Source organism: Sphingomonas hominis (assembly GCF_013328205.1).
Classification (GTDB): Bacteria; Pseudomonadota; Alphaproteobacteria; order Sphingomonadales; family Sphingomonadaceae; genus Sphingomonas; species Sphingomonas hominis.
The window spans coordinates 13,813-40,575 of sequence record NZ_JABULH010000012.1 but is presented as its reverse complement, the minus strand read 5'-3'; the positions used below and the strand labels follow the sequence as shown (position 1 = coordinate 40,575).

At 65.7% G+C, this 26,763-nt stretch carries 19 protein-coding genes and 2 pseudogenes; 12 read left to right on the top strand and 9 right to left on the bottom strand.

Translation table 11 applies throughout. The features are described 5' to 3' along the window. Positions 1 to 75: 75 nt before the first annotated feature. Positions 76 to 843 (bottom strand): annotated as a pseudogene (locus HRV97_RS16210) (IS110 family RNA-guided transposase); the annotation flags it as partial. Here HRV97_RS16210 and HRV97_RS16205 point away from each other — a divergent pair. Continuing rightward, positions 821 to 1,420 (top strand): hypothetical protein, encoded by a 600-nt coding sequence (locus HRV97_RS16205; RefSeq protein ID WP_174195179.1) that lies wholly within the window; start codon positions 821 to 823, stop codon positions 1,418 to 1,420. The pseudogene HRV97_RS16210 and the gene HRV97_RS16205 sit on opposite strands and share 23 nt — an antisense overlap. 210 nt (positions 1,421 to 1,630) lie before the next feature. Here HRV97_RS16205 and HRV97_RS16200 read toward each other — a convergent pair whose 3' ends face one another. From HRV97_RS16200 to HRV97_RS16190, 3 genes are read right to left on the bottom strand one after another with little or no spacing between them, the layout of a single operon-like run. Continuing rightward, positions 1,631 to 2,212 (bottom strand): TadE/TadG family type IV pilus assembly protein, encoded by a 582-nt coding sequence (locus HRV97_RS16200; protein ID WP_174195178.1) that lies wholly within the window; start codon positions 2,210 to 2,212, stop codon positions 1,631 to 1,633. A 47-nt stretch (positions 2,213 to 2,259) separates the two neighbouring features. Beyond that, positions 2,260 to 2,853, bottom strand: a complete 594-nt coding sequence (locus tag HRV97_RS16195; protein ID WP_223176907.1) for a TadE/TadG family type IV pilus assembly protein — start codon at positions 2,851 to 2,853, stop codon at positions 2,260 to 2,262. A gap of 29 nt (positions 2,854 to 2,882) precedes the next feature. Then, on the bottom strand, positions 2,883 to 4,778 hold the full coding sequence (locus tag HRV97_RS16190) for a TadE/TadG family type IV pilus assembly protein (RefSeq protein WP_223176908.1): 1,896 nt from the start codon (positions 4,776 to 4,778) through the stop codon (positions 2,883 to 2,885). Positions 4,779 to 5,311: 533 nt separating this feature from the next. Here HRV97_RS16190 and HRV97_RS16185 point away from each other — a divergent pair. Genes HRV97_RS16185 through HRV97_RS16165 form a run of 5 tightly spaced genes read left to right on the top strand, consistent with a single transcriptional unit; the run spans position 5,312 to position 8,609 of the window. Next, positions 5,312 to 5,776: a CsbD family protein gene (locus HRV97_RS16185; protein WP_174195176.1), complete on the top strand. Its 465-nt coding sequence runs from the start codon at positions 5,312 to 5,314 to the stop codon at positions 5,774 to 5,776. Between the two features lie 4 nt (positions 5,777 to 5,780). Further along, positions 5,781 to 7,283, top strand: a complete 1,503-nt coding sequence (locus HRV97_RS16180; protein ID WP_174195175.1) for a PAS domain S-box protein — start codon at positions 5,781 to 5,783, stop codon at positions 7,281 to 7,283. Further along, the gene (locus HRV97_RS16175) at positions 7,280 to 7,513 is read left to right on the top strand and encodes a CsbD family protein (RefSeq protein WP_174195174.1); all 234 of its coding nucleotides are present in this window, start codon (positions 7,280 to 7,282) and stop codon (positions 7,511 to 7,513) included. The genes HRV97_RS16180 and HRV97_RS16175 overlap by 4 nt, the downstream gene beginning before the upstream one ends. A 2-nt stretch (positions 7,514 to 7,515) precedes the next feature. Further along, positions 7,516 to 8,412 carry a hypothetical protein gene (locus HRV97_RS16170; RefSeq protein ID WP_246248808.1) on the top strand — a complete coding sequence of 299 codons (897 nt, stop codon included), beginning with the start codon at positions 7,516 to 7,518 and terminating at the stop codon, positions 8,410 to 8,412. Between the two features lie 59 nt (positions 8,413 to 8,471). Then, entirely contained in the window at positions 8,472 to 8,609 is a 138-nt protein-coding gene (locus tag HRV97_RS16165) for an entericidin A/B family lipoprotein (protein WP_174195173.1), read from the top strand. 164 nt (positions 8,610 to 8,773) lie between these two features. Here HRV97_RS16165 and HRV97_RS16160 read toward each other — a convergent pair whose 3' ends face one another. Next, positions 8,774 to 10,006: a tyrosine-type recombinase/integrase gene (locus HRV97_RS16160; RefSeq protein ID WP_174195172.1), complete on the bottom strand. Its 1,233-nt coding sequence runs from the start codon at positions 10,004 to 10,006 to the stop codon at positions 8,774 to 8,776. Between the two features lie 326 nt (positions 10,007 to 10,332). Between HRV97_RS16160 and HRV97_RS16155 the strand changes: the two genes are divergently transcribed. Then, positions 10,333 to 10,575, top strand: coding sequence for an AbrB/MazE/SpoVT family DNA-binding domain-containing protein (locus tag HRV97_RS16155; RefSeq protein ID WP_174195171.1), 243 nt, complete (start codon positions 10,333 to 10,335; stop codon positions 10,573 to 10,575). Next, the gene (locus HRV97_RS16150; RefSeq protein ID WP_174195170.1) at positions 10,572 to 10,958 is read left to right on the top strand and encodes a type II toxin-antitoxin system VapC family toxin; all 387 of its coding nucleotides are present in this window, start codon (positions 10,572 to 10,574) and stop codon (positions 10,956 to 10,958) included. The genes HRV97_RS16155 and HRV97_RS16150 overlap by 4 nt, the downstream gene beginning before the upstream one ends. A gap of 186 nt (positions 10,959 to 11,144) precedes the next feature. On the opposite strand, the pseudogene HRV97_RS16145 reads toward HRV97_RS16150, so the two are convergent. Further along, positions 11,145 to 14,390, bottom strand: a pseudogene (locus tag HRV97_RS16145) (TonB-dependent receptor domain-containing protein); the annotation flags it as partial. 402 nt (positions 14,391 to 14,792) lie between these two features. Between HRV97_RS16145 and HRV97_RS16140 the strand changes: the two are divergent. Both HRV97_RS16140 and budC read left to right on the top strand, forming a co-directional pair. Next, on the top strand, positions 14,793 to 15,362 hold the full coding sequence (locus HRV97_RS16140; RefSeq protein WP_174195168.1) for a type 1 glutamine amidotransferase domain-containing protein: 570 nt from the start codon (positions 14,793 to 14,795) through the stop codon (positions 15,360 to 15,362). Continuing rightward, positions 15,363 to 16,124 carry a meso-2,3-butanediol dehydrogenase gene (gene budC, locus HRV97_RS16135; RefSeq protein ID WP_174195167.1) on the top strand — a complete coding sequence of 254 codons (762 nt, stop codon included), beginning with the start codon at positions 15,363 to 15,365 and terminating at the stop codon, positions 16,122 to 16,124. 158 nt (positions 16,125 to 16,282) lie between these two features. Here the strand turns inward: budC and HRV97_RS16130 are convergent, their stop codons facing one another. Beyond that, positions 16,283 to 19,384, bottom strand: coding sequence for a TonB-dependent receptor domain-containing protein (locus tag HRV97_RS16130; RefSeq protein ID WP_174195166.1), 3,102 nt, complete (start codon positions 19,382 to 19,384; stop codon positions 16,283 to 16,285). Positions 19,385 to 19,740: 356 nt separating this feature from the next. On the opposite strand from HRV97_RS16130, the gene HRV97_RS16125 reads away from it, so the two are divergent. After that, positions 19,741 to 20,904 carry a hypothetical protein gene (locus tag HRV97_RS16125; RefSeq protein WP_174195165.1) on the top strand — a complete coding sequence of 388 codons (1,164 nt, stop codon included), beginning with the start codon at positions 19,741 to 19,743 and terminating at the stop codon, positions 20,902 to 20,904. A gap of 219 nt (positions 20,905 to 21,123) precedes the next feature. Beyond that, entirely contained in the window at positions 21,124 to 22,488 is a 1,365-nt protein-coding gene (locus HRV97_RS16120; protein WP_174195164.1) for a sulfotransferase family protein, read from the top strand. A gap of 44 nt (positions 22,489 to 22,532) precedes the next feature. Here HRV97_RS16120 and mobF read toward each other — a convergent pair whose 3' ends face one another. Both mobF and HRV97_RS16110 read right to left on the bottom strand, forming a co-directional pair. Then, positions 22,533 to 25,889: a MobF family relaxase gene (mobF, locus tag HRV97_RS16115; RefSeq protein WP_174195163.1), complete on the bottom strand. Its 3,357-nt coding sequence runs from the start codon at positions 25,887 to 25,889 to the stop codon at positions 22,533 to 22,535. Then, a complete protein-coding gene (locus tag HRV97_RS16110; protein WP_174195162.1) occupies positions 25,886 to 26,668 on the bottom strand; it encodes a DUF4200 domain-containing protein in 783 nt (260 codons plus the stop codon). The genes mobF and HRV97_RS16110 overlap by 4 nt, the downstream gene beginning before the upstream one ends. Between the last annotated feature and the right edge of the window lie 95 nt (positions 26,669 to 26,763).

The window sequence follows — 26,763 nt, the reverse complement described above, 5'->3', positions numbered from 1 at the left end:
CGCATCATCCACTTCACCGGCTTCGTCCATCTCGCCGCTGCCATGATCTGGCTACGATGAATGTCGATCCGGCCTAGGCTTCCCGCCCGTCGTATACTGCCGTGGGACCAGCCCGATCCACGCTGCCAGGTCTCTGCCGGAGCGGAAACGACGGGCGTCATCGACCGCCGCGACGAGGGCTGTCGCGATTACCGGTCCAATCCCTGGCATGGCCATGAGCCTACGGCACGACGCGTTCTCCTTGCATATGGCAACGAGCTTTGCGTCAACGCGGGAGATGCGACGATCGACATCCCGCAGCTCATCGCTCAACTCGTCGAACAAGTCGCGCGCGAGCGGCGGCAGGTCCGAGGCCGCTATCGTCTCCTCGGCTCCGGAGGTGAAGCGCTTGGCCCCCTTCGGCAACACGATGCCGTACTCCGCCATAAGGCCGCGCATGTGGTTGATAAGCGAGGTCCGCGCGTGCACCAGCCGGTCCCGCACGCAGTGTATCGACTGTAAGCTTTGCTGATCGGCCGTTTTGACCGGCACGAACCGCATTGTCGGGCGGCTGGCCGCGTCCCAGATCGCCTCAGCGTCAACGGCGTCGTTTTTGGATCCACGGACGAAGGGACGCACGAAGTAGGCGTTGATGAGTCGAACCTCCCGGCCAGCCGACTGAAACAGCCGCCCCCAATGATGCGAACTGGCGCACGCCTCCATGGCCACAATCTCGGGGTTGAGCTCCTCGACGAGGCTCGGGAGCTTGGCTCGGCTCACCTTACGCGACACGATGACGCCGTCCGCATCGACGCCGTGGACGTGAAACGACAGCTTGCCGATGTCGATCGCCAGCATGAACAGTGACATGGTCCTCTCTCCTTCCGCGTTGCTCGGCCAAAACGACCGAAGTGGCGGGAGGCGTCCATCTCATAAGGCGCTGTTCATCCTGGAGCCGAACCGGACCAGCCAGGCGCTGGCGCGCAAGCGGGTAGATGTCTGCGAGTATCCCGATGGGCGGATCGAGATCCGGCATGACGGGGAGGCTTTGCCCTATCGCGTGTTCGACAAGATGCAGCGGGTGAACCAGGCAGCGGTGGTCGACAACAAGCATCTCGACGCGGCGCTGGCGATGGCGCGGCTCCTGCAGGAAACGGCACCACACCACCGCAAGCGGAACAACAACGAGCCGGCGCGGACCGCCCAGACTGGCGGCATGTTCGCCGCCTCGGCTGCTCCGACTGCATCGAAGGTGGATCGCCGCACGCTCTGCACGCCGAAACTGAAGCGCGGACCGCGCCTTTCCGACACGGAACTCGCCTCGCGTGGACTGGCCGAATACGCAGGCCGAGTTCGGACCACGCCCCCCCCCCCAGGAACCTGCCTCACTCCCTACTGTTCTGGCGTAACCGAGCCCGCTGCTGGCGCAGCGGGTCCGTAGCCCTCTCAGAACTCACCGCATCAGCGGTGTCAGTTCTATCTGGCAACGAATGTGTCTTTTCTAACCGGCAGCAACAGGGATTAGATGACGACACTATCCCGACGGATTGGTCAGAAGCATAGGTTTTCCGATGTCAAAGATGGCACCGATATACCGTCGATCACGCTAAGCCGGAACGATCAAGATGCCTGCTTTGATACCCATCGAGTCTTACTTGCACCTCGACTTGATCGCGTCTCCTGCGACAACCGAACTTGTATCGCGTTCGACGCGGATCGGCATGGCTGCGGTCTCGACGATCGTCTTGTTGGCGTAGGTCGCCAGGATCAGTGGCTGTACCTGGTAGGCGATCTCGACGAACATCACGGGTTGCTCCGCATCGGCGGTGATCCGTCCGCCACTCGGTCCCATGCCGGTCACCGATTTGCCATGCTCTCCGTCATTTTCTTCCCCCCACGAAGATTTATGTACCAGAGCGCCGCGGCACCGTTGCCAATGGAGCCATTGCCCACCCTCCTTGTTGGCCTCGAGCGACGTCAAGATGACGCGGGCCCTGTCGGGCAGGTTCAGCTCCGGTTGCTGGATATCGGCGCTGATCAGAGCGTCGTTTATCTCATCCTCCGTAACCCGCTCAGGACCTGTCATGCCCATGTTGCCGATGCGACCCGCGTTGTCGGCGATCAGCAAGGCCGCCTGACTGACACGCTGGCGTTGCAAGGCTATATTCGCCAGCTCCAACAGGCCGAGAATGGCCAGCAGGAGCAACGGCACGATCAGTGCGAACTCGATCATCGCGACACCGCGCTGCTCTTGTGTCACCCGCGAGATGAGACGACCGCTCATCGGCAGGTCCGCTCGGGCCGGGTTGCCTGTTGATCGAACGGCTGATTACGCAGGGCGGTCTTGGCCTGCAACTTGGCCGATCTGGTCCAGCCCAGCAGGTTCGCGCTCAAGAGGCGCTCATAATCGATCGAGGCGGTGAAGACCACGATGTCTCGTGCTCCTCCATCACTGCCTTCTATTCCCGCGTCACCCCAGACGCCATTGTTGTTCAAATCCTCGTACACTTCTTTGGCGTCACATATGCCGTTGCCATTCGCATCCTTGAACGGCTCCTTACCGGTCATGGCCCCCGTATAGTCCCGGTAGACCTTTCGCGAGAACGTGACCTCCGCGTTGGGCGCCAGCGTATGTACCGCGTCCACGACCCGCTTTTGCAGAAAGGCGCGCTGCTCGTCCGAACTGGCTGTTTCCATCGTGCGCGATCGGCCGACCCTCTGCATCTCGCCTTCGAGCATCGCTTTCACGTAGCTCGTGTAGCCGAGCTCCAGACCGCCGACGACGATAAACAGGAACAACGGCGCGACCAGCGCGAATTCCAGCGCGCTGACGCCCCGCTCCGCGCTCGCGAGGGTCCCGAGCCAGCTACGCACGCGCTCCCCGATGGTCCGCGAGTACGCGATCACTTGATAAGCCTCAGCTGCGAGATGCGCGCGGCGATGTTGCTGAACGCGTCCTGCAGCTGGGCCGCATTCTTCGCCTCGAACGCGTGACCGGAATTCGCGCAATCCGACAACAGCGGCGTCAGCGACGTACCGAACGCGATCACCCACACGGTGACGCCCTTGGCCTTGGCGATGGAGCACAGGCCTGACAGTCGCTGTTCGACGATGGCGTTCTGCTCCACCGCGGTCGGCAGGCGGTTGGCCGGTGTCCGACGCCGGTCGAGCGCCGACAGGCCGTAGGCGTCATAGTCACCGATGTTCGTTTCCGTCTGTCCGTCGGTCATGAAGATCAGGTGACGCGCGACCTTGCCCGTGGATGGCGCCTGGTTCTCGTTCGCGAAGATCCCCTGCGCGGAAAGAAGGCGCAATCCCCACAGGAACCCGATGTCATGGTAGGTGAGACCCGCCGGCTTCAGCGCGTTCATGTAGGTCTGCAGCGTTCCCGCATCGATCGACTGGAGCTTTCGCGCGTAGGTGGGGCAGGCGCCGCGAAGCCCCAGACTGTCGTTGGGTGTCGCGTAGTTCGAGGAGGTATTGACCACCACGGTCGGCGACCCCCACGACGAGTCCGGCATGGTGGTGAGACTGGTCTGCTTGCGCGCGTACACCAGGCCGGGAAGCGCGGGTCGCCACTGCGTCGCCGGATTGCCCGCCCGCGGCAAGGCGTCGACGTCGAGGTCGGATTCGGCTGTCGCGGCAGCGGGTGTGTTTCCGCCGCTCGTCTGGCGCTCCTCGATGCAGGCGTTGCTTTTATCCCATTTGATCTCCCGCACCTTGTTGTCGTTCGCGACCATGGCGTTGAACGTGCCCCCGACGACCGCGCCGTCTGACCCTGTCGCTTTCAGGGCAACGAGACCGTATTCGACCGGTTTGTATTTCCACCAAGTGCGATTGGAATAGGACACGGATCCCGCATTCTTGTTCGGTGTCTGCGTGACCGTCTGCTCGTCGACGTAGTCGTTGTACGTCGTCTCCGTGACCGTACAAACGCTGTTCGACAGCGACGCGGAATAACTGACACCCTTGGTGGTGCGGGTTTCGGTCCAGACGCGCTTGCCATCGGCGTCGGTGGTGACGGGTCCCTTCTCCGTCTTTGAGCTGCTGGTGCCCTGGGGAGCGACGCAATTCTCGGGCGGGATCGTGTACGTCCTCGACGATTTGCTGCCGCTGACCTGTCTCCAGCTGGACCATGACGTGTTGTAGTCGGCGGCCTTGCTCTCGACCTGCTCGGTGCGGTCGTACTCGCGCGACTGGTAGGTCCAGCGATCGGCGATCCAGTCGGGCCGCAGAAGCGTTCCGACGTTCACGGTGGAGGCGTACGGGACGAAGCCGTAGCGGACCCGCGTCTGCGGCCCCCGCGCATTCTCCAGAATGGCGTGAAAGCCGACAACCGAATTGCGCAACGCCTGTATACGGCTGACGCTGTCGCCGGCGTTCGTTTCCGACATGGACAAGGTGGTATCGAGCACGAACATCACGTCGGAGTTCGGCAGTTCCAGTTTGGCGTCGCAGGTCGCCGTGATCAGCTTGTCGCCGTAACCGAACATTTGCATGATGGCCATCGGCAGGGACACGCTCGCCGCGCCCTTGACCACCAGATCGCTGCCGACCTCATAGTCGATCTTCGATCCCGATGTCCCGTAGCGGCCGGGGTCGAAATTGGCGGTGAAATACCGGTCCGCCACTGCTTTTGAACTATTGTCCCAGGTGCGGTTGCCCATTGCGGCCCGCCCCGACATGACCGACGCGTCGCATGCCTGCTGGAGGCGCGTGCGGACCATGTACATTCGCGTCAGGTCGAGTGCGCCGCCCAGAAGCCCGAATAACGGGATAAGACTGGCGGCTCCGATCAGGAGAACATTGCCGCGACGATCCCGCCCGAATGCTCTCGCAACGTTGCCGGCGACCGCGATCTTGCGCGGTAATCGGCGATAGATTGGGGAACCCTAGGCTTTGGACATTGGCTTGTCCTAAGGCAACGTAGGTTAAGATAATCTGCTATAAATTACGCCAATTACGTACAATCGGGATCAATGCCGATTGAATATTGCGCGTGACCCGCCGCTGATTCACCAGACACTGGTACCAATCGCTTCGGCGTTTCTCCGCGCGCAACACCGTGATGATCAGCCATGTCACGGCCGATCTGGGGGGTCGGGTGCTGCTTCATATACCCACCCCATAGTAGAATAACACCAGTTCTACCGCCTAAAATTACCAGCAACCAAAATCGATAACATAGGTTGATGCGTCCGAACCGGCTGTGTTGCGCAACCGTAACGGAGTTGATGGTGACGCACGCCCCTATCCCCGCCCGCTCGCCGCGATGTGGCTCGTGTCCGCGGGCGGGAAGTGGCGCGTGCGTTCGTCCGGTGGAGGAACAGGCATGAACAAGAACGAACTGCACGGCGGTGCGCGCTACCTGGGCGGCAAGGTCGAGAAGGCGGTCGGCGACGCGGTCGACAGCCGTGAGTGGCAGGTCGACGGCGTGGTCGATCAGGTCGCGGGCGGGGCGGAGAACCTCTACGGTCGCGCGCGCTCGGTCGCCGAGGACGCGATCGACGCCGCACCGGGATTCGTCGACGAGGCAAAGGAGCGGTTCGACCAGGCACGCGAGCGGCTGGGCGACGCGGCCGATGACGCCGGCGATCGCGCCCGCGACGTTACCGATCGCGCAACCGACCGCGCCCGCGACCTCGCCGATCGTGCCGGCGACGCGGCTGCGCGCGGCACCCGCAAGGCAAACGCGGCGGTGTCGGACAATCCCGCGTCGTGGGCGGTGCTCGCGGCAGTCGGCGCCGGCATCGGTGGCTACCTGCTAGGCTGGCTGATCCACGGCGATCGCGCCTGAACGCATGGCCGCGTCACTGACTTCCCTGCGCGAGACCGCCGATCTGCGCCACCTGCGCCAGATCATCGCGGGGCTCGACGAGGGCGTGATCCTGATCGATCCCGACCAGACGTTGCTGTGGGCGAACGACGCGGCGCTGAAGATGCACGGCGTGTCCGCGCTCGAGGAGCTGGGCCACGACGTCGACGATTATCGTCGGCGTTTCCAGCTGCGCTATCGCAATAACCGCCGTGTCGCGGCCGACGATTACCCGATCGAGCGTGTGGTAGCGGGCGACAGCTTCTCCGAAGTGGTGGTCGAGGTCACGGTCGCTGGCGAGGAAGATCCGCGCTGGGTCCACCAGGTGCGCAGCCTGGTGCTCAACGACCGCGACGAGGACGCGCCGACCTGCGTCGTGCTCGTGATCCAGGACGTGACCGCGCAATATGAGGCGGAGGACCGGTTCGAGCAGTCGTTCAATGCCAATCCCGCGCCCGCGGTGATCTGTCGCCTGTCCGACCTGCGCTTCGTCAAGGTGAACCAGGGCTTCCTCGAGATGACCGGCTTCGCGCGCGACCATGTGCTCAGCCGCACCGTCTACGACATCGACGTGCTGCGCGACGCCGACCGCCGCGACCTCGCCAAGGAACGCTTGGCCGAGGGCACGACGATCCCGCAGATGGAGGCGCGGCTCGATCTGGCGGAGGGCGGCACCAAGCTGGTGATCGTCGCCGGGCAGCCGATCGAGCTCAACGATCAACCATGCATGCTGTTCACCTTCGCCGACCTCGAGCCTAGGCGTAAGGCGGAGGAGGCGCTGCGCCACAGCGAGGAGCGCTTCACCCGCACGTTCCAGATGGCACCCGTCGCGATGGCGATCGGCGCGCGCGACGGGCATCTATTATGCGAGATCAACGCCAGCTTCACCCAGCTGACCGGCTATGCCGCCTCTGCAATCATCGGCCGGTCGCTGAGCGAGGTCGGCTTGTGGGCGGGTAAGGAGACCGGCCGCGAGATCGAGCGCGCGATCGAGGAAGGCAATGGCTTGCGCGGTCACGAGGCGGGGATCGCGACGCGCGAGGGCGGGCATATCGACTGCCTCGTCTCGACCGAGGCGTTCACCCTCAACGGCGACGGATGCCTGCTGTGGGCCTTCCAGGACATCACCCAGCGCAAGGCGACCGAGCTCGAACTGGTCGAGGCGATCGAGGCGGTGATGAAGGACACCAGCTGGTTCAGTCGCTCGATCATGGACAAGCTCGCGCGGTTGCGCGCACCGATGCCCGACGAGCGCGGCGCCTCGCTCGACGATCTCACCCCGCGCGAGCGCGAGGTGCTGGCGCTGATCTGCCGCGGGCTCGACGACAAGAGCATCGCGCGGGCGCTGGGCGTGTCGGGCAACACCGTGCGCAACCACGTCGCGCGCATCTACGCCAAGATCGGCGTCAACCGCCGCACCGCCGCGGCCGCCTGGGCGCGCGCGCGCGGGTTCGACGGCGAACGGCTGTTAGCGGAGGCGAACGCGTGAGCGACGACACACCCGACAAACGCGAGAAATCCGCTCCCCCTGCTTCCGCCCCCGTACGCGAGGCCAAGGGCGCCGCGCAGGAGGCGATCGGCAAGCTGCTCGGCGACGACCAGGCCGTGCGCGACGGCCGCAGTGAGCAACGCGACGCCGCGAAGCAGCGGGACGCCGAGGTGCCGAAGACCCGCGCGCGCGACACCGACACCAACAATCCGAAACAAGAACAGGAGTGAATATGGCGACCAATGTAACGGGGGTTCGGGACGATTACGTCGCGACCGACACCGCGCTCACCGCGCGTTTCGCGCGCGTGTCCTGGGGGGCGATCTTCGCCGGCGTCGTGATCGCGATTGCGGTGCAGGTGGTGCTCGGCATCCTCGGCACGGGCATCGGCCTCTCGATGGTCGATCCGACCGAGGGCACGACGCCGGGCGCGGCAGGCTTCGGCATCGGTGCGGGCATCTACTGGCTGATCACCACCGTGATCGCGCTTGGTGCGGGCGGCTATACCGCCGCGCGCGTGTCGGGTGTGACCGACCGCTTCGACGCGCTGGCCCACGGCCTGGTCGTCTGGGGCGTGACGCTGATCCTGACGATCTATCTGCTGACCTCGGCGGTCGGTGGCATCATCGGTGGCGCGTTCCGCACCGTCGGCAGCGTCGCGAGCGCGGCGGGCTCGACCGTCGGTGCCGCAGCGCGCGTCGCGCCGCAGGCTGCCTCGGTCGCAGGCATCGACCAGAACGACGTCCGCCAGGAAGCGTCCGACTATCTCTCCGACGCGCCCAGCGATCCGGCGCAGATGACGCCCGAGCAGGCGCAGAAGGAAGTCGCGAAGGAACTGCCCGCGCTCGCCCGCGGCGGGGCCGACGGCCAGCGTGCCGAGAACCGCATCGTCGACATCGTCGCCGCACAGCGCAAGATCAGCCGCCCGGAGGCGCAGGCGCAGGTGACCCAGGCCAAGCAGCGCTTCGTCCAGACCAAGAACGAAGCGGTTCAGACCGCCAAGAAGGCTGCCGACGCGGCCGCGGGTGCGGCGTCGAAGACCTCGTTCATCCTCGTGCTCGCGCTGCTGGTCGGTGCCGGTGCGGCCGCCTTTGGCGCCACGACGGCGACGCGGCGCCGCCTGCGCTGAGTGCCCGCGACGGGGCGGCGTACCGGCCCGGCCATACCTTTCATCAAGGAGGTAGTTCCATGAAGAAGATCATCCTAGCGACCGGCCTGACCGCGATGCTGGCGCTCGCCGCATGCAACACCGTCGACGGCGCGGGCCGGGACCTGAAATCGGCCGGCGACGCCGTCTCGGGCGCCTCGGGCAAGGACGGCAAGTAATCCCATTCCACCGCGCGGGAGGTGCAAGCACCCCCGTTCTCCCCCTCTAGCGGGTCCCCGCCTGCGCGGTGGGATCGCGCCCGGATGCCGGTTCACCTGCTCGAACCCGCGTCCGGGCGCGTTTTCTTACGTCATGCGACAGCGCGAGTTATCGAGCAGGACGTTCACCCCCGCACGCGCGACAGAACGCGGGCGGCAACACCGCTCTGCGCCTGCAATCGACGTCCGTAACGAAGCGCCGTCGACGGTGACGACCAGCGCAGCGTGAGCGCGATCCCCGCACCGTCCTCGCCCGCCGCGAACAGGTCCTGCGTCAGCCCGACGCGCAGCGAGTGCGTGGACAGCGCCGCGATCGCCCCATCGAGTTCGCCCGCGGGCAGGTCGACCAGCCCGGCGTCAGCGGCCGCGCGCGCGATGCGACGGTAGATGCCGGTCACACCCTGCCGGGTCAGCGGCGCGCTTCCAATCGTGTAGGTCACCAGCAGCGCTGCACCCTCCGCGTCCTCGTCGCCCCAGCGCGCATCGGCGAGCTCCTTGGACCGTTGCCGACGTCGGTCGACGCCGACACGGCGGAACAGCACGCCCTCGGTAATCGCAGCCTCGGCCAGCCACGCGGCAACGCGGCGCATCGTGTCGGCGGACAACCACGCCCAGGCCCCGATCCCTTCCTGGTCGGTCTTGGAGCGCGGCAGGTGAAGCAACCCGGTGCCGTCCGACTGCGGTCTGAGGTCGGCAACCGCGACGGCGATCAGTTCGCTGACCCGCAGGCCGGCGTCGTAGCCGAGTGACAGCAGCGCTGCATCGCGCAGGCCCTGGGCATCGCCGGTACAGGCGGCGAGCAGCGCCGACAAAGTGAAGCCACCCGCCTCACCGAGCCCGCCGCCAAAGCGGAGCGGGGCGGCCTGGCGTTGCGCCGCGCCCTGGCGCCGGCGGTTGCCGCGCAGCGCGTTGCGGACCATCGGCGCCGACGTCGGCAAGGCGTCGCTGCCGAGGCCGAGCAGCCGGTGCACCGTCGCAAGGCTGGCGATGCGGCGAGATAGCGTTGCGGGCTTCTTGCCGTCGGCTTCGAGCGCGCGCAGGTAGCGCACCAAGTCCTCGGGATCGGCGGGACACGGGCGCCGGTGCTCGCCGGCGCACCAGTCGAGCCAGCAGTCGAGGTCGGCCGCGACCGCAAGCTTGGAGGCGTCGGCCATCGCCTCGAGCGCGGTCTCGACGCCGAGCGCGCTAACCGGGGGCAGGCCGGCGGGTGCGGCGCGGCCGAGCACGGTCAGCAACCGCGCGTCGGGTGTGGCGGCATCGTCGCCGCCGGCGCGCCGCGAGCGGCGCGTCGGCAGCACGGCGTGGGTCCGGACGAGCAGCAGCGTGGTCGGCACGGCTTGTTCGCTGGTGGCCGACATGATGGTGTCACTTGTGTCTTTAGATTCCGGTTGTGGCACGTCGCCGACCGTGAGACTCAAAGGATCTCGCTTGCCCTGATCGGGCGCGCTCGGCGCTGGTGTATTGCTACCTTCGTACACCACCCTGCCCCGCTATCCTGTTCTGAGCAATAACCGCCTTGTTCCTACCATAAGCCACGATTATGGAAAGTGCCTGCACGAAGCGTGGCATAGGGGAGGGGGCGTGTCACGCTTCTGCACGTGTGGCACGGCATCACCGACGTTGAGGGTCGGCAATGATGCGCCTATACTGTCCCCAGCGACACACCGAGCAACAGGCTGCCACCATGACCGTCCAAGTCAACATCACGTCCAACGGCCGCATGAGCCTGCCGGCCGACATCCGCAAGCGGCTTGGGCTCACCGGCGGCGGTGCGGTTTATCTCGACGAGACGGCCGATGGCGTCGTGCTGCGCACCGTGCCGCAGATCGTGGCGCAGGCGCAGGCGCTCGCGCGACGCTACCGCGACGCCCCCGGCGCGAGCGTCGACGATTTCCTTGCCAGCCGCGCCGCGGAGAACGGCGAATGAGGGTCGTGCTCGACGCCTCGGCGCTGCTCGCGCTGCTGCGCGGCGAGGCTGGCGCCAAGAAGGTCGAGGGCGCGCTCGCCGGCGCGCGCATGTCGGTGGTCAACATGGCTGAGGTTGCCTCGCACTACCACAAGCTCGGCATGCCCGACGACGAGGTCGACGCCATGCTGCGCCCACTCCCCGTCGAGCTGGTCCCCGCCGATGCGGCGCTCGCGCGCGAGGCGGGGCGGCTGCGGCGCCACACCGTCGAGGGCGGGCTATCGCTCGGCGATCGCTTCTGCCTCGCGCTCGCCAAGCGCGACGGACTGCCGGCCTGGACCTCCGACCGCAAGTGGAAGGAGATCGCAGCCGCAGCCGAGGTCAAGGTGGTGGTAATTCGCTGAGTGCGAGTGACCACGTATGAAAAGGGGCCGCCTCTCGCGAGACGGCCCTCAATTTCTTGATCGTGGCGCGGATCAGAAGCGCGCGGTCGCACCTGCGTACAGGAAACGCCCGGTGTTCGGGTAGATCGCGCCGTCGCCGTTGCCGGTCTGGTCGTACGGCGGCAGTTCGTTGGTGAGGTTGTCCACACCGAGGTAGAAGGAGAACTGCTTGGTCGCGTTCAGGTTGAGCCGGACGTTGTGGTAGACGATCGGATCGTAATATTTGAATGGCCGCGCATCCGGGTTGAGCGGCGGACGCCCCTGCACCGAGAAGAACGTGTCGTACGACAGCGCCGAGACGATCTGCTTTCCGATGTAACGCGCGTTGTAGTTGATGTCGAAGTTGCGGAAGCGCGCGTTGATCGTCGCTTGCGCCTGCCACGACGGATCGCCCAGCGTGTCGTTGATGCGGTCGTACCGGCTCGGCTCGCTGATGTAGTAGAACGAGCGACGTGTTATCAGGTAGCTGGCCAGACCGCGCACGTTCAGGCCGAAATCCTCGCTGAAGGTGTGCGCGTAGGACACGTCGACGTCGATGCCCTTCGTTTCCAGCTTGGCGAAGTTGAACGGCTGGTTGAGGAACGAGATGCCGTCACCCGCGGTACCGAAGGTGTAGTTGGTGCCTTCGATGTTGCGTGAGTTCTGGCCATTGAACGCGCCGTTCTGGACCGCGTCGGTGCTGGTGCGACGGAATACCGCAGCGCAGAACACGTTGTCGATCCCGACCGGGTCGTCGTAGCAGCGGTTGATGATCGTCTGGCCGGTCAGGCCCGAGATCACGTTCTTCACTCGAATATTGTAGTAATCGACCGTCAGCTTGAACCCGGGCAGGAAGGTCGGGGTAAAGGCGCCACCCACGGTGAAGCTGTAGCCGATTTCCGGTTCGAGGTCCTGGTTGCCCTGGTTGACGCCTGCCGGGGTCGAACCCGGCACGTTGCTCCACGGACGCGTGGTGACGATGCCGTCGGGGTTGGTGAAGGTCAACGTCGTCGGGATCCCCGCGGCCGCGCAGTTGCGACGGCGGTTAGGGTTCGAGTCGATGTTGTTGCCCGCGTTGCTGCCGCCCGGCTGATCGCAGGGGTCACTGATGGTGGCGTAGGTGATCGCACGCGACGCATACAGGTTGCTGAGGTTCGGCGCGCGGATTGAGCGCGAATACGTGCCGCGAAAGCGCAGGTCGCGCACCGGCGCCCAGATCAGGCCCGCGTTCCACGCCGTCACCGACCCGATACGACCGCCGTAATCGGACACGCGGCCCGCACCCTCCGCCGTCAGTTCGTGGATGCCGAACACGTCGCTGAGCAGCGGCAGGCGGATTTCACCGTACGCTTCCTTCACCTCGACCGCGGGGGGCGAGAAGGTGGAAGCCGGGTTCAGGAAGGTCGCACCCGATTGCGTGACCGGATCCTGCGTCGAGTTGGCGTCCTCGCGACGGTACTCGCCACCGATCGAGAAGCCGATCGGACCGCCCGGCAGGCGGAAGAAGCCGCCGGTATCGCCCGCGACGAACGCAGTTGCGTCGATCTGCTCGGCCCACTGATTGCGGGTCGAGGTATACAGCACGTAGTTGAGCGCGCGCTGGTCGTAATTGCGACGGCCGAACAGGTTGAGCGGCACGCAGTTCGGATCGTCGTTGGCCGTGCTCGCGTCGGCGTTGATCGCGCAGACCGCACGACCACCGCTCGGCGTGGTCACGAAACTGGTGCCGGTGTAGCCGGCGGGCGCCGCGACCGCATTGAACGCGTTGTTGTAGTTCTGGATCAGGACGTTGCCGCCGGTACGATAGAAATTCTCGGTCCGGCCGTAATTGCCCGCCACTTCGTAGCGAATGTTGTTCGTGATGTTGCCGTTCACGCCGACCACGCCGCGATAGGTGTCGCGGCGGTGGAACTCGGCACGTGTGCCGAAATCGTTGTTGAAGCGGTCAAGCCCGAAGGTGGTCGCGCCCGGTGCCAGGATCGTCGTCAGCGTCTGCCGCGACTGCGCGGTCAGGAACGGGTTGTTGATGCTGACGGTGCGGCTGAGCGTACCGCCGGTGAAGGTCGGCTGCGTGCTCTGCTGCGTCACGTCGATGCGCGCGAATGAGAATTCGGCGAACGGCTTGAACCCGGCAGAGAAGTTGCCGGTCATGAACACCGAGCCGAGATAGCGATCGACGCCCGGAAGCAGCATCGCGTCCTCAACGCCCGTCGCAGTCAGGCCGCCGAGCACGCCACCACCGATGCCGCGATTGTCGACCAGCCCCTGCGAGGGGTCGTTGCGGATCAGCGTGCCGTCGGGCTGGAAGACGTAGAAATAGGCGAGCGGCGTGCCGAGCGGATTGTTCTGCCCGGTGCAGTTCGCCGCGCGGCGTGCGGCGTTGGTCGCGGTCGCGGCCGGGCAGCTGGTCTGCACCAGGCCGCCGGTCGAGATGTTGGTGAACTTGATCCCGCCATCGACGAATACGGCGTTGGGAATGCCGTCGAAGTTGCGGTTCGGCGCCGTGGTGATCTGCGAGGTGATAAACCCCGGTGTGCCGTTGAACGCGCCGAGATACTCGCGATCAGCGTAGAACAGCGGCTCCGAGTGGCTGTACTCACCCGCGACCGTGATGTTGAGCCGGCCATCGAGGATCGTCTTTCCGACCATACCCGAGGCGAGATAGCTGCCGCGATCGCCGTAGGTCGTGGCACCGCCCTGGACGCGGAAGCGTGCGCCGTCATACTCGCGTCGGGTAGTGATGTTGACGACACCTGCGACCGCATCGGAACCATAGATCGCCGAATTGCCGCCCGTCACCGTATCGATCCGCTCAACGAGGTCGAACGGAATGGTGTTGATGTCGGGGGTGTACTGACCCGGCTGCGAGGTGACGATGCGGCGGTTGTTGAGCAGCGTCAGCGTGCGCGCGGTGCCGAGGCCGCGCAGGTCGAGTGCGTTGATGCCCGCGGTGCCGATCGAGCCGATCGAGTTCGCCTGGGTGAAGGAGCTGCGCAGCTGCGGCAGCTGGCTGATCGCGTCGCCGAGCGAAATGTCGCCGCGCGAGCCGAGCAGTTCGGTCGCGGTGACGGCGGTGATTGGAACCGCGGCGTCGATCGTGTTGCGGACCGGAATGCGCGATCCCGTCACGATAATGTCGGCCGTGCGGCCAGACTCATCCCGCAGCGGCTCGGTCGTGGCGACGCCTTCGTCGTTCGTCTGCGCGACACGCTGGGTCGAGCCATCCGAATTGATGCGGAGACCGTCGGGCGTCACCTGCGCGTCGGGCGTGGTGGCATTGGGTACGGCCGATGGCGACAGCGCGCCACTGTCCGGCAGCGTCTGCGTCGCAGGCGCGGTCTGCGCCCAGGCATTGGCGTGAATGAACAACGTGCCGGCGAGTGCGGAAGCGCCGAGCAGACTGCTGAACGTCATGTACTGATCCCCTTTTGACGACCCTGTCAGGATTCGTTCATCTAACAGAAAGGTTCGAACCGGCCATGACAAGCAGCTTTGTTACCTTGCGCATTGATCCAGCGTAATTTTTTGCGCGATGTTGCAGATATACGACACCATTGTTACGCAATAGCGATATCATAGCTAGCGGGTCGACGAGGCCGATCGAGCAACGCGAGCGTCACCCGTGCGGGTTTCGAAAAGCGACCACGTGCGAGTATAATCGTCGTCATGTATGGTTGTCGACAAAGCGACATAGTGGTGCAAAAGCTAACATAAGCCAGTGTTCGAGTGCCCATGCCCGGAACCACAGCCGCGCTCGTTCGATGACTCGTCCGGCGCCTTTAACCGGCGCCCTCCCCCCAGATCGGACGAACCAGCATGAAGCTCGAAGGTAAGAAGATCGCGATCCTGATCGCGCCGCGCGGCACCGAGGAACCGGAGTTCGCCAAGCCCAAGGCGGCGGTCGAAGAAGCCGGTGGTCAGGTCACCGTCATCAGTCTGGAGACGGGCGAGGCGGAGACGTTCAACAACGACCTCGACCCCGGTCAGAAGTTCACCGTCGACGAGGCGATCGGCGACGTGTCGGCGGACCAGTTCGACGGGCTCGTCATCCCGGGCGGCTGCGTCGGCGCGGACAAGCTGCGCGGGTCGGACAAGGTCGTCGCCTTCGTCCGCGACTTCTTCGCCGCGAAGAAGCCCGTCGCCGCGATCTGCCACGCGCCCTGGACGCTGATCGAGGCCGATCAGGTCCGCGGCCGCACGCTCACCTCGTTCCCGACGCTCCAGACCGACATCGAGAATGCGGGCGGCACTTGGGTCGACCAAAAGGTGGTCGTCGACCAGGGTCTCGTCACCAGCCGCAACCCCGATGACCTTCCCGCCTTCTGCGCCAAGCTGGTCGAGGAATTTTGCGAGGGCAAGCACGCGGCACAGGCGGAAAACGCGTAAATGGCGCGCTTCTCCGACAAGGTCGTTGTCATCACCGGTGCCGCCTCCGGCATCGGTGAGGGCGCCGCGCGCCGCTTCGCCGAGGAAGGCGCGACTCTGGTGCTGGGTGACATCGACAAAGCCACGCTGGACAAATTGGCCGGCGAGCTGGGCTGCACGGTCGAGACGCGTGAAACCGACGTGTCCGACCGTGCGGCATGCGAGGCGCTGGTCCAAGCCGCGGTCGATCGCTTCGGGCGGATTGACGTGCTGGTCAACGACGCTGGCGTCGACCACCTCGGCAAGCTGGACGAAGGCGACTTCGCCGAGTTCACCAAGGTGATCGAGACCGACCTCTACGGCGTCGTCCACATGAGCCGCGCCGCGATCGCGCATCTGCGCCAGTCGAAGGGCTGCATCGTCAACATCTCGTCGGTGTCGGGGCTGGGCGGCGACTGGAACCACAGCTTCTACTGCGCGGCGAAGGGTGCGGTGACGAACTTCACCCGCGCGCTGGCGATGGACGAGGCGAAGCACGGCATCCGCGTCAACGCGGTTAACCCGTCGCTCACCTACACCGCGCTGACCGCCGGCATGAAGGAGCAGCCTGAGCTGATCGCCAAGTTCGAGGAGCGTATTCCGATGGGCCGCGGTGCCGAGCCCGCCGACATCTCGGGCGCGATCGCATTCCTAGCGAGCGAAGACGCGCATTTCGTGACGGGCGTAAACCTGCCGGTAGACGGCGGGCTGACCGCCTCGAACGGCCAACCGCCGCTGTCGTGATGTGACGGGGCGAGCCTACGTGCTCCGCAAATCACCCCTCCTTCCACGAAGTTGAAACGAAGAAGAGCCGCACCCGTCAAGGTGCGGCTCTTTGATCGTTCTTCGCCGGCGGTGCTCGATGGATACCGGCGTAAGCCGGCATCCTCAAGCATCGTGACTCAGAAGTTTGCCTTCACACCGGCGTAGAGGAAGCGGCCGACGTTGTCGAAGATCGCTCCACCATCACTGGTACCCAGCAGGCCCAACGGGGGCTTGCGATCGAAAGCATTGTCGACACCGGCGTAGAAGTTGAACTTCTCATTGATGTCGTAGCCGAGCCGGAAGTCGTGATACCATACGTCGGGGTAAAAGCTGGGATCTGAGTAATCGGGATCGTAGGCCGGCCCTTGCTTGCTGTCGTGCGTGGCTTCCCAGTCGGTCACGCTCTGCTTGCCAATGTACCGGACATTGTAACCCAGTGTCAGACCGCTCAGCTTCACGTTGGCGGAAACGTTGAAGCTGTAGATCGGATCGCCCAGCTCGCCACGATTGCGCTCCGGCAGATCGGGCTGATCGAGGTACGGGAAGTCGCTGCGATTCTTCACATAGGTGCCGATGAAGCGCAGCGAAGCGGAGTTGTTCTCGTCGAACTGATATTGATAGTTCGCGTCGACGTCGATGCCCTTGGCGCGCAGCGCGGAGAAGTTCACCGATGACACCAGCAGCGCCGGGCTTGCGAAGAAGCCGTTCGCCTGACGCGGGTTGATGAGCGCGCAATATTGGTTCTCAAGCGTCGCAGAGTCGAAGCAGCTATCGAGGGTCTGCTGCGCCGAGATCGCCGAGATCACGCTTTTGACCTTAATGTCATAGTAATCGGCCGTCAGCGAGAAGCCACGCAGGAAGCGCGGCTGCAGCACAAACCCGACGGTGTAGCTGTCCGACTTCTCTTCACGCAGATTCGGGTTACCACCCGAAAGGTATGACAGGGTTGCGGCGCGCGCAGCCGAATTCTCGAACGTCGCGGGATCAAGGCCGATTGCGCGGCAATTCGCCTGCCTGTTGGCGCCATTGTTCGGACCGTTGGTGCTGAAGTTGCGGTCGCATGGATCCTGGAGCAGCGCAAAGTTCTGCGACGCCGTGGAGTAGAGATCGCTCAGCGTCGGCGCGCGCACCGCGCGCGAGTAGCTGCCCCGGATGCGGATGTCCCGGATCGGTGCCCACACCACGCCGGCATTGTACGAGTAGACCGTTCCGGTCGCACCCTTGAAGTCCGAGATACGGCCTGCGCCCGTAACCGTCAGTTCCTTGAACGCGAACACATCCTTCAACAGCGGGATGTTGATCTCACCGAATGCTTCCTTCACCTCGAACGCTGGCGGATTGAACGGCGCGATGGCGTTCAGGAACGTCTGACCCGACGATACCAGGTCGTCGTACGCATAGCTGGCCGTTTCACGCCGATACTCGCCGCCCAACGAGAAGCTGACCGGGCCGCCGGGCAGCTCGAACAGCTGCGACGAGTCACCCGATACGAAGCCGTTGACGACATATTCCTCTGCCCGACCCTTGTAGTTGGTATCGGTCATGAAATAGCCGAGCGCCTGCGGCGTCAGCGTCGAGTTGGCGGTGCCGAGCAGGCTGATCGGAATACAACCCGCGTCGTCGTTCGTTGTCGACGTATCGGCGTTTATACGGCAGACGATTTGCCCCGCGGCATTGCGCACCGCGTCGGCCGCGTTGCGGAAGCGCGATTCAATACGGTTGTTGCGCGACACCAGACGGTTGTCGAAACGGCCGTAGTTAAACGACACGTCATAGTGCCAATCGTCGTTGAAATCGCCTTCAACACCCGCGACGACACGGTAGGTCTGACGCTTGGCGAACTCACCGCGCGAACCGAAGTCGAGGTTGTTGCGCGACAGGCGGAAGAACGTCGGGTTTGGGTTGGCGGCGGACACCAGCGTCGAACGGATGAAGGCCGCGTCTGCGGGGTTCAGGAACGCGTTGTCGAAGAAGATCGGCACGCCGACCGAGTTGCTGGAATAGGCCGGATTGGTTGAACTGCCGTTCTGCGCAAACGTCGGCGAGCTTTCCTGCGTCGCCTTGATCTGCACGTACTTTGCCTCGATGTATGGCTTGAACGCGTCCGATACGTCGAAATGCGCGAGCAGATTGGCGGAATAGCGCTGCAAGCCCGGATCCAACACGCCGTAATTGCTCAGCGTCGAGCCACCAACCGCACCAAGCGCGTTACTGGATCCAAACGGGCGGAAGTCGATCGTGCCGTAATTGGCTTCTTCCAAGCGCCCCGCAGTGTTGAAGCGGAACACGCGGGGGAAACCGTTGGCGAGGCAGGCAACCGGGTTGGCGCGTACGCAGTTGGTCGACGTCGAACCAGCATAGGGGATGAACGTGCCCCCCTCGCTCAGGCCCAGGCTGTACACACCGCCGTTGAAGAAAGTGCGGTCGGGCACGTCATCGTTGTTGACCGGCGACGACAAGTTGAACTGCCGGCGTCCGGTATAGGCACCGGTCAGCTCCGGCCGGTCGGTGTAGCGCAGGGTGTTGTTCTTAGAATATTCCAGTGCGACGGCGATGTTGCCGCGGCCATCGGAAAAGTTCTTACCGAAGGTACCAGCGGCGAAATATGCGCCGCGATCACCTTTATCGGTGACGCCGCCCTGTGCGCGCAGCGAAATGCCTTCATAATTGCGCTTCAGGATGAAGTTCACCACGCCTGCGATCGCGTCTGAACCGTAGACAGCCGAGGTACCGCCGGTCACCGTGTCGACGCGCTCGATCAGATCCGCCGGGATGGTGTTGGTGTCGACGGTGAAATCGCCTTCTGACGATGTGATGTGCCGTTTACCGTTCACCAGCACCAGCGTGCGGCTGGTGCCCAGACCGCGCAGGTCGAGAGCATTCAGGCCGACCGTGCCGATGAAGCGGGTCGAATTGGCCTGGCTGAAGGTGGAGCGGAGCGCCGGCAGGTTGTTCAGCGCATCACCAACCGAGATGTTACCGCGCGACAGCAGCTGATCAGCGGAAAGCGAGGTGATCGGCGATGCCGAGTCAAGCGCGGGACGCGCGATACGGCTGCCAGTGACAACGATGGTGTTGTCAAGGCTGGCATCGTCTGCTGGCGTGCCATTGTTGTTGGTTTGCGTGACCGTTCCGACCTGCGTCGCATCACCGGTAGACGGCACTTCCTGCGCCATTGCCGCGAAGGGAACGATCAGCCCCGCTGCGAGCGCACTACCTGCCAAAAGGCGTAACTTCATTTGGAAATCCCCCAAAAACCTCGCCTGCATCTATCGATGTCAGATTGCTTTCAATTGAAACGGCTTAGGTCAGCATTGCAACCGTAAGTCGAAAGTAGATGGATGATTACAAACAGTTTCCAATGCCTTGTTGCACAAAAGTGACGCTCAGGGTCATTCGCGCTGCGCCTTGGACTCGGGGAGCTGGCTACTGACGGCGTCAGCTGTGTACCCATCCTCGCAAACGAGGATCAGAACAGGCGCGTCCGCATCAAGATTGGCATTCACACTCTGCAAAGAGCCGATGAAAATTGGAGTTATTCGCGGCTTGACAGCCATATGGGCGGAGATCAGCCCCTCGTCTTATGCTTACCTTGATGCTCGCCGCACTAACCCAGGTCGCCGCTCCACAGCCAACCAAGGCAGACGACATCATCGTCATCGGCAACCGCGCGGAAAAGGAGCTCGCTGCCTGCCTGGCGCGCAACTGCCCGCCCGCCGAGGAGGTGGAGAAATCGCTGCAGGCGTCGGTCGAGCAGTTCGGTGCCGCACGCTACGACGATGCGCAGCAAACGCTGCAGCGCGCGATCGGGCGTAATCGTCGCTACGCGGCGCAGCTGCCCGGACCGGTCTCCAGCCTCTACGCGACGCTGGCGACGGTCGCCGAGCACCAGGGCAGAGAGGATCTGTGGCGTAGTGCCGCGCGCGAGAACGTGTCGCTGCTGCGCCAATATGTCGGTGAGACCCGGCCGGAGACGCTGCAGCAGGAACTCGCCTTCGCTGACACGATCACGGGGCTGCAGAACTTCCAGCTGGCGTCGGGCATGTACCGCTGGATCCAGGAAAAGGCGGCGGGCAGCGGGCAGCGCGAGCTCGCCGCAATGTCCGCCTTTCGCCGTGCCTGGCTCGCCATGCTTGAGGAGCGCGACGATCAGGCGGTGCGACTGGCCGATCAGGCGGTCGCCATCGCGGGGCCTGACGACAAGATCACGCCGCAGCTGGGTCAGATCTTGCGCGCGCGCATCGCCATCCGCCGCGGTGACAAGGACGCGGTCGATCAACTCGCCTCCACCTTGCGCCAGTCGGCCACGACCACGCCCAGAATGCTGTGGCAGCCAAAGCTGGAGGATCTGAACCTGTCCAGCGACTTGGGGTTCTTCAACACGAATGTCCGGTTGAAGGGATCGGACCTGATGTACGCCGATGTCGGCTACTGGGTCAGGCCCGATGGCCGCACCTCGGGCGTCGAGATCCTGCGCACGTCGGGCCTGGGCCAGTGGAGCGGTGCCATCACGCGGCAGGTCAGCGGCCGTCGCTACATCCCGCTCGATCTGCCCGCGTCCAGTCAAGGCATCTACCGGATCGACCGCTTTACCGTGCGCGCAGCATTCGACGTGCCGACCGGCACACGTATCGCGCAGCGGATGGGTCGGATGGAAGTGCACATCATCGACCTGACCGACACCGATGCGATGAGCGCTGCCGCCCGCGAGCGGGAGAGCGAGGCTGCAGCGGCTAAAGCGGCCACGCCAACGACCTGAGCCAGGCGACCGATTACGGCGATCCGATAGCGCGACTTGCCGCTGCCATCTGGGATGTTCGGCCTTGATCAACCACATGCGTGCAGAGCGGAGCACGGTTGCCGCGTCCGTCTTCGGTGACGGGCATCGACCGCGTGCGCGGAGCGGACGTTGTTGAGGCACCCGTCCTACGCGCTACGGTGCGCCATCAGCGTCCGCGTCGCCGATCGGAGCCGGTGAATGTCGACATGGACCAGGATCGCCGTTTCCGCTGCGCTGATAGCCCCGATCGCCCTTGCCGCCCCCGTTGCGCTCGCCGAACTCGCCGCGTCGCCGGTGCAGGAGCAACCGCGGTGCTGCTCCTTGTGCGCGACACGGGTGGTGCGGCGTCCGCGCGGCACGAGCAGGCGGTGCTGCTGGCGCGTGTGGAGCGGCTGGACGAGGCGACCGCGATACGCGATCGGTCCGTCCCCTGGTCCCGATGCCCCCGACCGCGCGACGCTGGATTTCACGCGCGCGACCAGTGCGCTGGACCGCGGCGATCTCGCGCTCGCCCGGTCGCTGCTCGACGACGTGGTGGCGGCGCGCCCGCTCGCGGGATCTGCGTGGCTGGCGCGGACGACCGCGGGTGACATGGCGCCCGCGCAGGAGGACCGCCTGCTGGCGCTGCACGACCGCGCATTCGCAACCGTGCCGACAGCCGAGCGTGCGCCAGCACTCTACGCGGCGGGTCAGGTCCTGCATCGCCGCGGCGCGCACGACCGCGCCTTCGCGCACTTCGCCGCAGGTGCGGCGATGCGACGACAGTCGCTCCGTCACGACAGGGTGGCGGACGCCGCCAGCGCTGCGGTCGCCACGCACGGCACCACGCGCGCGCGTCCCGCATCGAACCAGGGACGCGCGATCTTCGTCGTGGGGTTGCCGCGGTCGGGCACGACGTTGGTCGAGCAGATCCTGACCGCGCACTCGCACGTCGCCGGGGGTGGCGAGCTGAACCTGATGCGGCTGGTCGCGCAGGACGCGGGCGGCCCCAACGCCGCGGCGGTCGAGGCCTATGAGGCGAGAGGAGGATCGCGCGCCGACCTGTCCGCGCTCTACCATCACCTGCTCGATCAGCGTTTCGGACCCGACGGGCGGATCGTCGACAAGACGCTCAACGGTTCGCGCCTGCTGGGGCTGATCGACGCGGTGCTGCCCGACAGTCCGATCATCTGGGTCCGACGCGATCCGCTCGACTGCGCGTGGTCGTGCCTTCGCACCCACTTCGCCCTGGGCGCGGCGTGGAGCCTCGATCAGCGCGACATGGCGGATCACATGAAGCTCGAGGATCAGCTGTTCGCGCGCTGGTGCGACCTGCTGGGTGAGCGCATCCTCCCGGTCGATTACGCCGCGCTGGTCGACGATCCCGCCGCACAGATCGCGCGCATCCTGGCGCATTGCGGCCTACCCGAAGAACCCGGTCCCTTTGCACCCGAAGACAATGCCCGCGCCGTGACGACGTCGAGCGTCGTTCAGGTACGACGCCCGATCAATCGTAGCGGCATCGGTACGGCGGGTCCGTACGAAGCGCATCTGGTGCCGTTCGTTGCCGCTTACGCGCGATAACGCCGTGACCACGGCTGCTGCTCTCAGCGGCCGGTCTCAATCGCTCACATCTCCATATCGAAGTCGCGATCGCGCGCGCCCATGCCGGGACCGTCGATCCCAAGCTGTCGTTCGGGGATGCGCGCATCGAGCGCCTTCTCCAGTGCCGGTTGGCGCGCCATCCGGTCCTCGAGCCGTTCGAGGCGGCGCTCCGCTCGCTCTTCGCTGCGCCAGGTTTCGGCCGCGCCTCGGTCTTCTGACGCGATGCGCCAGTCGGCGACGAACCGGTCGGCATAGGCGCGGAAATCGGTGCGGGCCCTGCCCTCCTCCGCCCAGACGTGTCGCAACTCACCGGGCGCAGCCTGCTCGAGACTTCGCGCCGGGTCCGGAGTGCGATCGAGCACGATGCGCAGATCCTCGGCCGCGTGGGGGCGTACCCGGTCGAGCGCGGTCGCGGCCGCATCCAGCTCGCGCGTCTCCGTGGGTGAGAGCGCCTGCCCCTCCTCGCGCCTCCGCTCGGCTGCTAGGAACAGGTGAGCGTAGCGATCCAGCGCCTGATCGAGCGGTGAGCGCACATCAGGCAGGTGGATCGGGGCAGACGCTTGGCCGCGCCTAGCGACGTCCAGCGCCGAGGTCTTGTCGCCGATGTTACGCGTGACGCCGCGCTCCACTTTGCGCCCGTCGTCGAGTACCAGCGCCACCTTGTCCGCGACGCGGGTGAGCGCGACCAGGAACGTCTTCTCGGTCAGCAGCCTCCGGTCGGAGGCGCGCAGCGCGACGATCCCGTGCTCGGTAGTGATTCCTTGCGCGACGTGGACGTTGATTGCGTAGGCGAGGTCGAGGCGCTCGGCCATGCGGTCCCCGGATGCGATCTCGTGCACGCTGCCGTCGTCGAGCGAGGACACGACCAGCCTGCCCCGATCAACTTCCTCGACCCGCGCCATGCCACCGTTGTCGAGCGCACGCGCGCGATCGTTGTCGGTCCAGCGGATGCGATCGCCGGCGTGCAGTTCGACCTGCTTGTACGCGTAGATCGATACCGCATCGTGTTTCAGGTTCTTGGCCAAACGATCCGGCCGGAACAGCTTCTCGGCTCCTGACGCCATGCTCAATCGCACCCGGTCGCCCTCGCTTCCGGTCACGACGCCGCGGTCGCCGCGAGCCAAGCCTTGGGAAGGAAGATCGGTACGGAACTCGACCACGTGGCCGGGCTGATAGGCGCGCATCTGGCGCGCGCCCTCCTTGGTCGCGTTGACCCGGTCAAGTACCTTGAACGACGTGCCGACGCTCGCGATCTGGCCCGCTGCCTTCAGCTCGGCCTGTACCGCCAGGTTCGTCTCGGTCCTGACCGCGAGGCCGGCGGTCAACAATAGTGTCGTGTCGCGTTCCTCGCGCGGCAGCGCGGCCCAGCGTGCTGCGACCGTAGCGGCCAGCTGTCCGCCCGCGACCTCCGTCGTGTCGGATTTGAGCAGTGCGAACACGCCGCCTGTATCGCCGCGGTCGAGCGCGGCGGTGACCGCCCTCATCTGGTCGGAACGCGAGCGCAGATTCTTGGTGACGTGCGCGGTGGCATGGCCCGCGCGCTGGCTCGCCTCGAACGGCTTGCCCGCATCGATCGCGCCGAGCTGGCGGGTGTCGCCGGTCTGCACCACGCGCGCGGCACCGACGATGTTCGCGAGCCGGACGATCCGCTCCATATCGCGGGTGCCGATCTGGCTGGCTTCCTCGACGATGATGATCGCGCCGCGCAGTTCGGCGTGAACGCGGTCGCGCTGCGCCAGCGCCGCGATGCCATCAATAACCCGCTCGTGCCGGGCGAGGAAGCGCGCGATCGTGCTCGCCTCCGCACCGGTGTCGCGGCCGAGCGCGGCCGCGGTGCGGCTCGCCAGCGCGAGGCCGATGACGGCACGCCCCTCGGCTTTCGCAATGCTCACGATCGGGGCCAGCGCGGCGGACTTACCGCGCCCGGCTCCGCCCTGCACGTTGACTACCCGATCCGACGAGGACAGCACCAGCACTGCGGCCGCCTCCTGACCGGGATTGAGCCGGCGCAGGCCCAGCTCACGCGCGGCCTCCTGCGAGCGCGGCGCGGCGTCGATGGCGGGCACGAGTGGGGTCGAGCGCTCCCGCCCCGCCTCGACTGCAGCCAGATACGACTGCTCGAGCTGCACGGCACCCCGAGTGGTCACCATGCGGTCGCCGTCGCCGAGCAGCAGTCCTTTCCCCTGCAGTGACATCAGCCGGTGCTCGACGTCGGCGACCGTCACCGGCCCGCCGCGTGACAGGCTCTCGCGGATCAGGTCCAACCGGTCGAACGCCGCCTCGCGCTCACCGAGGTCGCGCACCGCGGAGGCGACCGCCTGCGCCGCGGCATAGGCGGTGGGGCTCAGCCGCCCGAGGCGCTCGGGGACGAGCGGGTCACCGTCGCGTGAGGTCAGTCCCATACGGCCAGCGACGGCTAACCCGCGCGCGCCTACACCGCGCACGCCCCGCATCGCGCGCGTCCACACCGTCTCACCGCGCGCCGCTTCCGCCAGCGCGTCCTTCACCAACGCGGCCGGATCCAACCCCTTCTCCGCGGCCAAGGCCCGCCACCTTTCCGCGCGCTGCTCCGGCGCGGGGTCGGGCGACTTGGCGTCGCGGGTCGCCAGCGCCGCGATCTCGCGCGACTGTGGCGTGCTCTCAAGGCTATGCTCCTTGAGATAGGCGTCGATCTGGGCGGAGCGGACCGAAAAGGCCTCCACCACCTCGCGCGACACGCCGGCGATTTCGAACACACCGTTGCGGCCGTCGTGGCGCGCGTTGGTGGCGAAACCGAGCGCCTCGACGCGGTGCCGCAACGCGGACAGGAACACCGCGTCCATGACGTGCTGGCGCTCGTAGAGCTGATCGGCGTGCAACGCACGCCACTTGCCGTCGGCGGTGCGGGTCACGTTGGCAATCACGTTGTGGACGTGGAGCTGCGGCTCGCCGCTGCGGTTCACGTCGTGGAGGAAAGTGGCGGCGACGAACCGGCCGGTCGCTTCAGGCATCTGGCCTTTACCGTTCCAGACCCGTCCTTCCGCGAGATTGGCTTCCGTCCACGCGAGCGTCGCCGCGGTCGCCTCTCGCACCGCACCGACCAGCCGCGCGTCACCGCCGACCAGCGCCAGGATCGACACCGATTTGGGTACCGACATGGTAATGTCCCAGCCGGGGCGATGATCGCCGCGCTTGGCATCGAGCACGACGCCGTTGGGCAGCTCGCCCGCGAGCACCTTCTCGAACTGTTCGGCATCGACCGGACCCGACAGGCCGAGCTCGGTCGCGCCCTCGCCTACCCAGGCGCTGGCACCTTCTGCTTGGGTTTCGGTATAGTAATTGTCGCGCGCGTAATAGCCGGCCGCATCGGATGCCGAGCCGATGACGCCGACCGAGATCACCGTCGCTTCCCGCCGGCAGCGGGCGTCGATCTGGGCGGTGTGCGGTCGATCCGATGCAGCGCGGGCACCTGGCAGTCGGGGCGACCGTACCGATACTCGAGCAGCCGGCACATGCCGGGATCACCGTCGAGCGACCTGTTGGCGACGAACAGGCCCCACGACGGGATCACCGCGGTGAGACAGAGCGCTATTACGCCCCCGATCAGCAGCAGCAGCCCACCCAGTTGCGCAAGAAACCGAAACGAGAGCATGCGATCGTCGCCGAGCACCAGGTTGCGCTGCGTTCGCGGGCTCGCCACCAGCCGCTTGAGCTCGGCCTCCATGGCGTCCAGGCGCGGGTTGTCGAGCTGCGCGGCCTTGAGCTCGTTCTTGAGTGCGGCGATCTCGGCCCGGAACGGCGCCAGTTCGCCGTCGAGTTGCTCGCGGAACTTACGTTCGGCGCGCTCGCGCGCGGCCACGACGTCGCGTTCGAATGCGGCCTGCGCGTCCGCCAGCTGCGCCATCGCGGCCTGTAACTGCTTCTCGCGACGATCCGTCGAGACGCGAAGGCGGGAGAGCTCGCGGCCGGCCGCCCCCTGCTCGCGCGCGAGATGCGCCAGATCCTCGGCGCGGATTTCCTGCAAGGGCGCGCTGAAGAGCTCTCGGCCGCCGCTCTCCGCGTCAATCAGCTCGCGGACCGTGCGGCGCAGAAGCTCGGGTCGCCGGATGCTCTGCTTGGCCGCGATACGGTCCAGGTTCCTCACGGTATCCTCGTCGAACTCGACGTTGACCTGCGGCATCGCGCGCTCCCCTCGTCAGGCGGGAGCCGACCTCGCGATCATGCCGGGCGGGCTCGCCTGTGCGTCGTATGCCAAGGTGCGCCCGTATTCGGGCA

Excerpts from the sequence above, each read along its gene's own strand:
- HRV97_RS16130 (WP_174195166.1), bottom strand. The coding sequence starts at position 19,384 with ATGAAGTTACGCCTTTTGGCAGGTAGTGCGCTCGCAGCGGGGCTGATC.
- HRV97_RS16205 (WP_174195179.1), top strand. The coding sequence starts at position 821 with ATGTCGATCGCCAGCATGAACAGTGACATGGTCCTCTCTCCTTCCGCG.
- HRV97_RS16125 (WP_174195165.1), top strand. The coding sequence starts at position 19,741 with ATGCTCGCCGCACTAACCCAGGTCGCCGCTCCACAGCCAACCAAGGCA.
- HRV97_RS16120 (WP_174195164.1), top strand. The coding sequence starts at position 21,124 with ATGTCGACATGGACCAGGATCGCCGTTTCCGCTGCGCTGATAGCCCCG.
- HRV97_RS16140 (WP_174195168.1), top strand. The coding sequence starts at position 14,793 with ATGAAGCTCGAAGGTAAGAAGATCGCGATCCTGATCGCGCCGCGCGGC.
- HRV97_RS16180 (WP_174195175.1), top strand. The coding sequence starts at position 5,781 with ATGGCCGCGTCACTGACTTCCCTGCGCGAGACCGCCGATCTGCGCCAC.
- HRV97_RS16170 (WP_246248808.1), top strand. The coding sequence starts at position 7,516 with ATGGCGACCAATGTAACGGGGGTTCGGGACGATTACGTCGCGACCGAC.
- HRV97_RS16200 (WP_174195178.1), bottom strand. The coding sequence starts at position 2,212 with ATGATCGAGTTCGCACTGATCGTGCCGTTGCTCCTGCTGGCCATTCTC.
- HRV97_RS16150 (WP_174195170.1), top strand. The coding sequence starts at position 10,572 with ATGAGGGTCGTGCTCGACGCCTCGGCGCTGCTCGCGCTGCTGCGCGGC.
- HRV97_RS16165 (WP_174195173.1), top strand. The coding sequence starts at position 8,472 with ATGAAGAAGATCATCCTAGCGACCGGCCTGACCGCGATGCTGGCGCTC.
- HRV97_RS16185 (WP_174195176.1), top strand. The coding sequence starts at position 5,312 with ATGAACAAGAACGAACTGCACGGCGGTGCGCGCTACCTGGGCGGCAAG.
- budC (WP_174195167.1), top strand. The coding sequence starts at position 15,363 with ATGGCGCGCTTCTCCGACAAGGTCGTTGTCATCACCGGTGCCGCCTCC.
- HRV97_RS16160 (WP_174195172.1), bottom strand. The coding sequence starts at position 10,006 with ATGTCGGCCACCAGCGAACAAGCCGTGCCGACCACGCTGCTGCTCGTC.
- HRV97_RS16110 (WP_174195162.1), bottom strand. The coding sequence starts at position 26,668 with ATGCCGCAGGTCAACGTCGAGTTCGACGAGGATACCGTGAGGAACCTG.
- HRV97_RS16155 (WP_174195171.1), top strand. The coding sequence starts at position 10,333 with ATGACCGTCCAAGTCAACATCACGTCCAACGGCCGCATGAGCCTGCCG.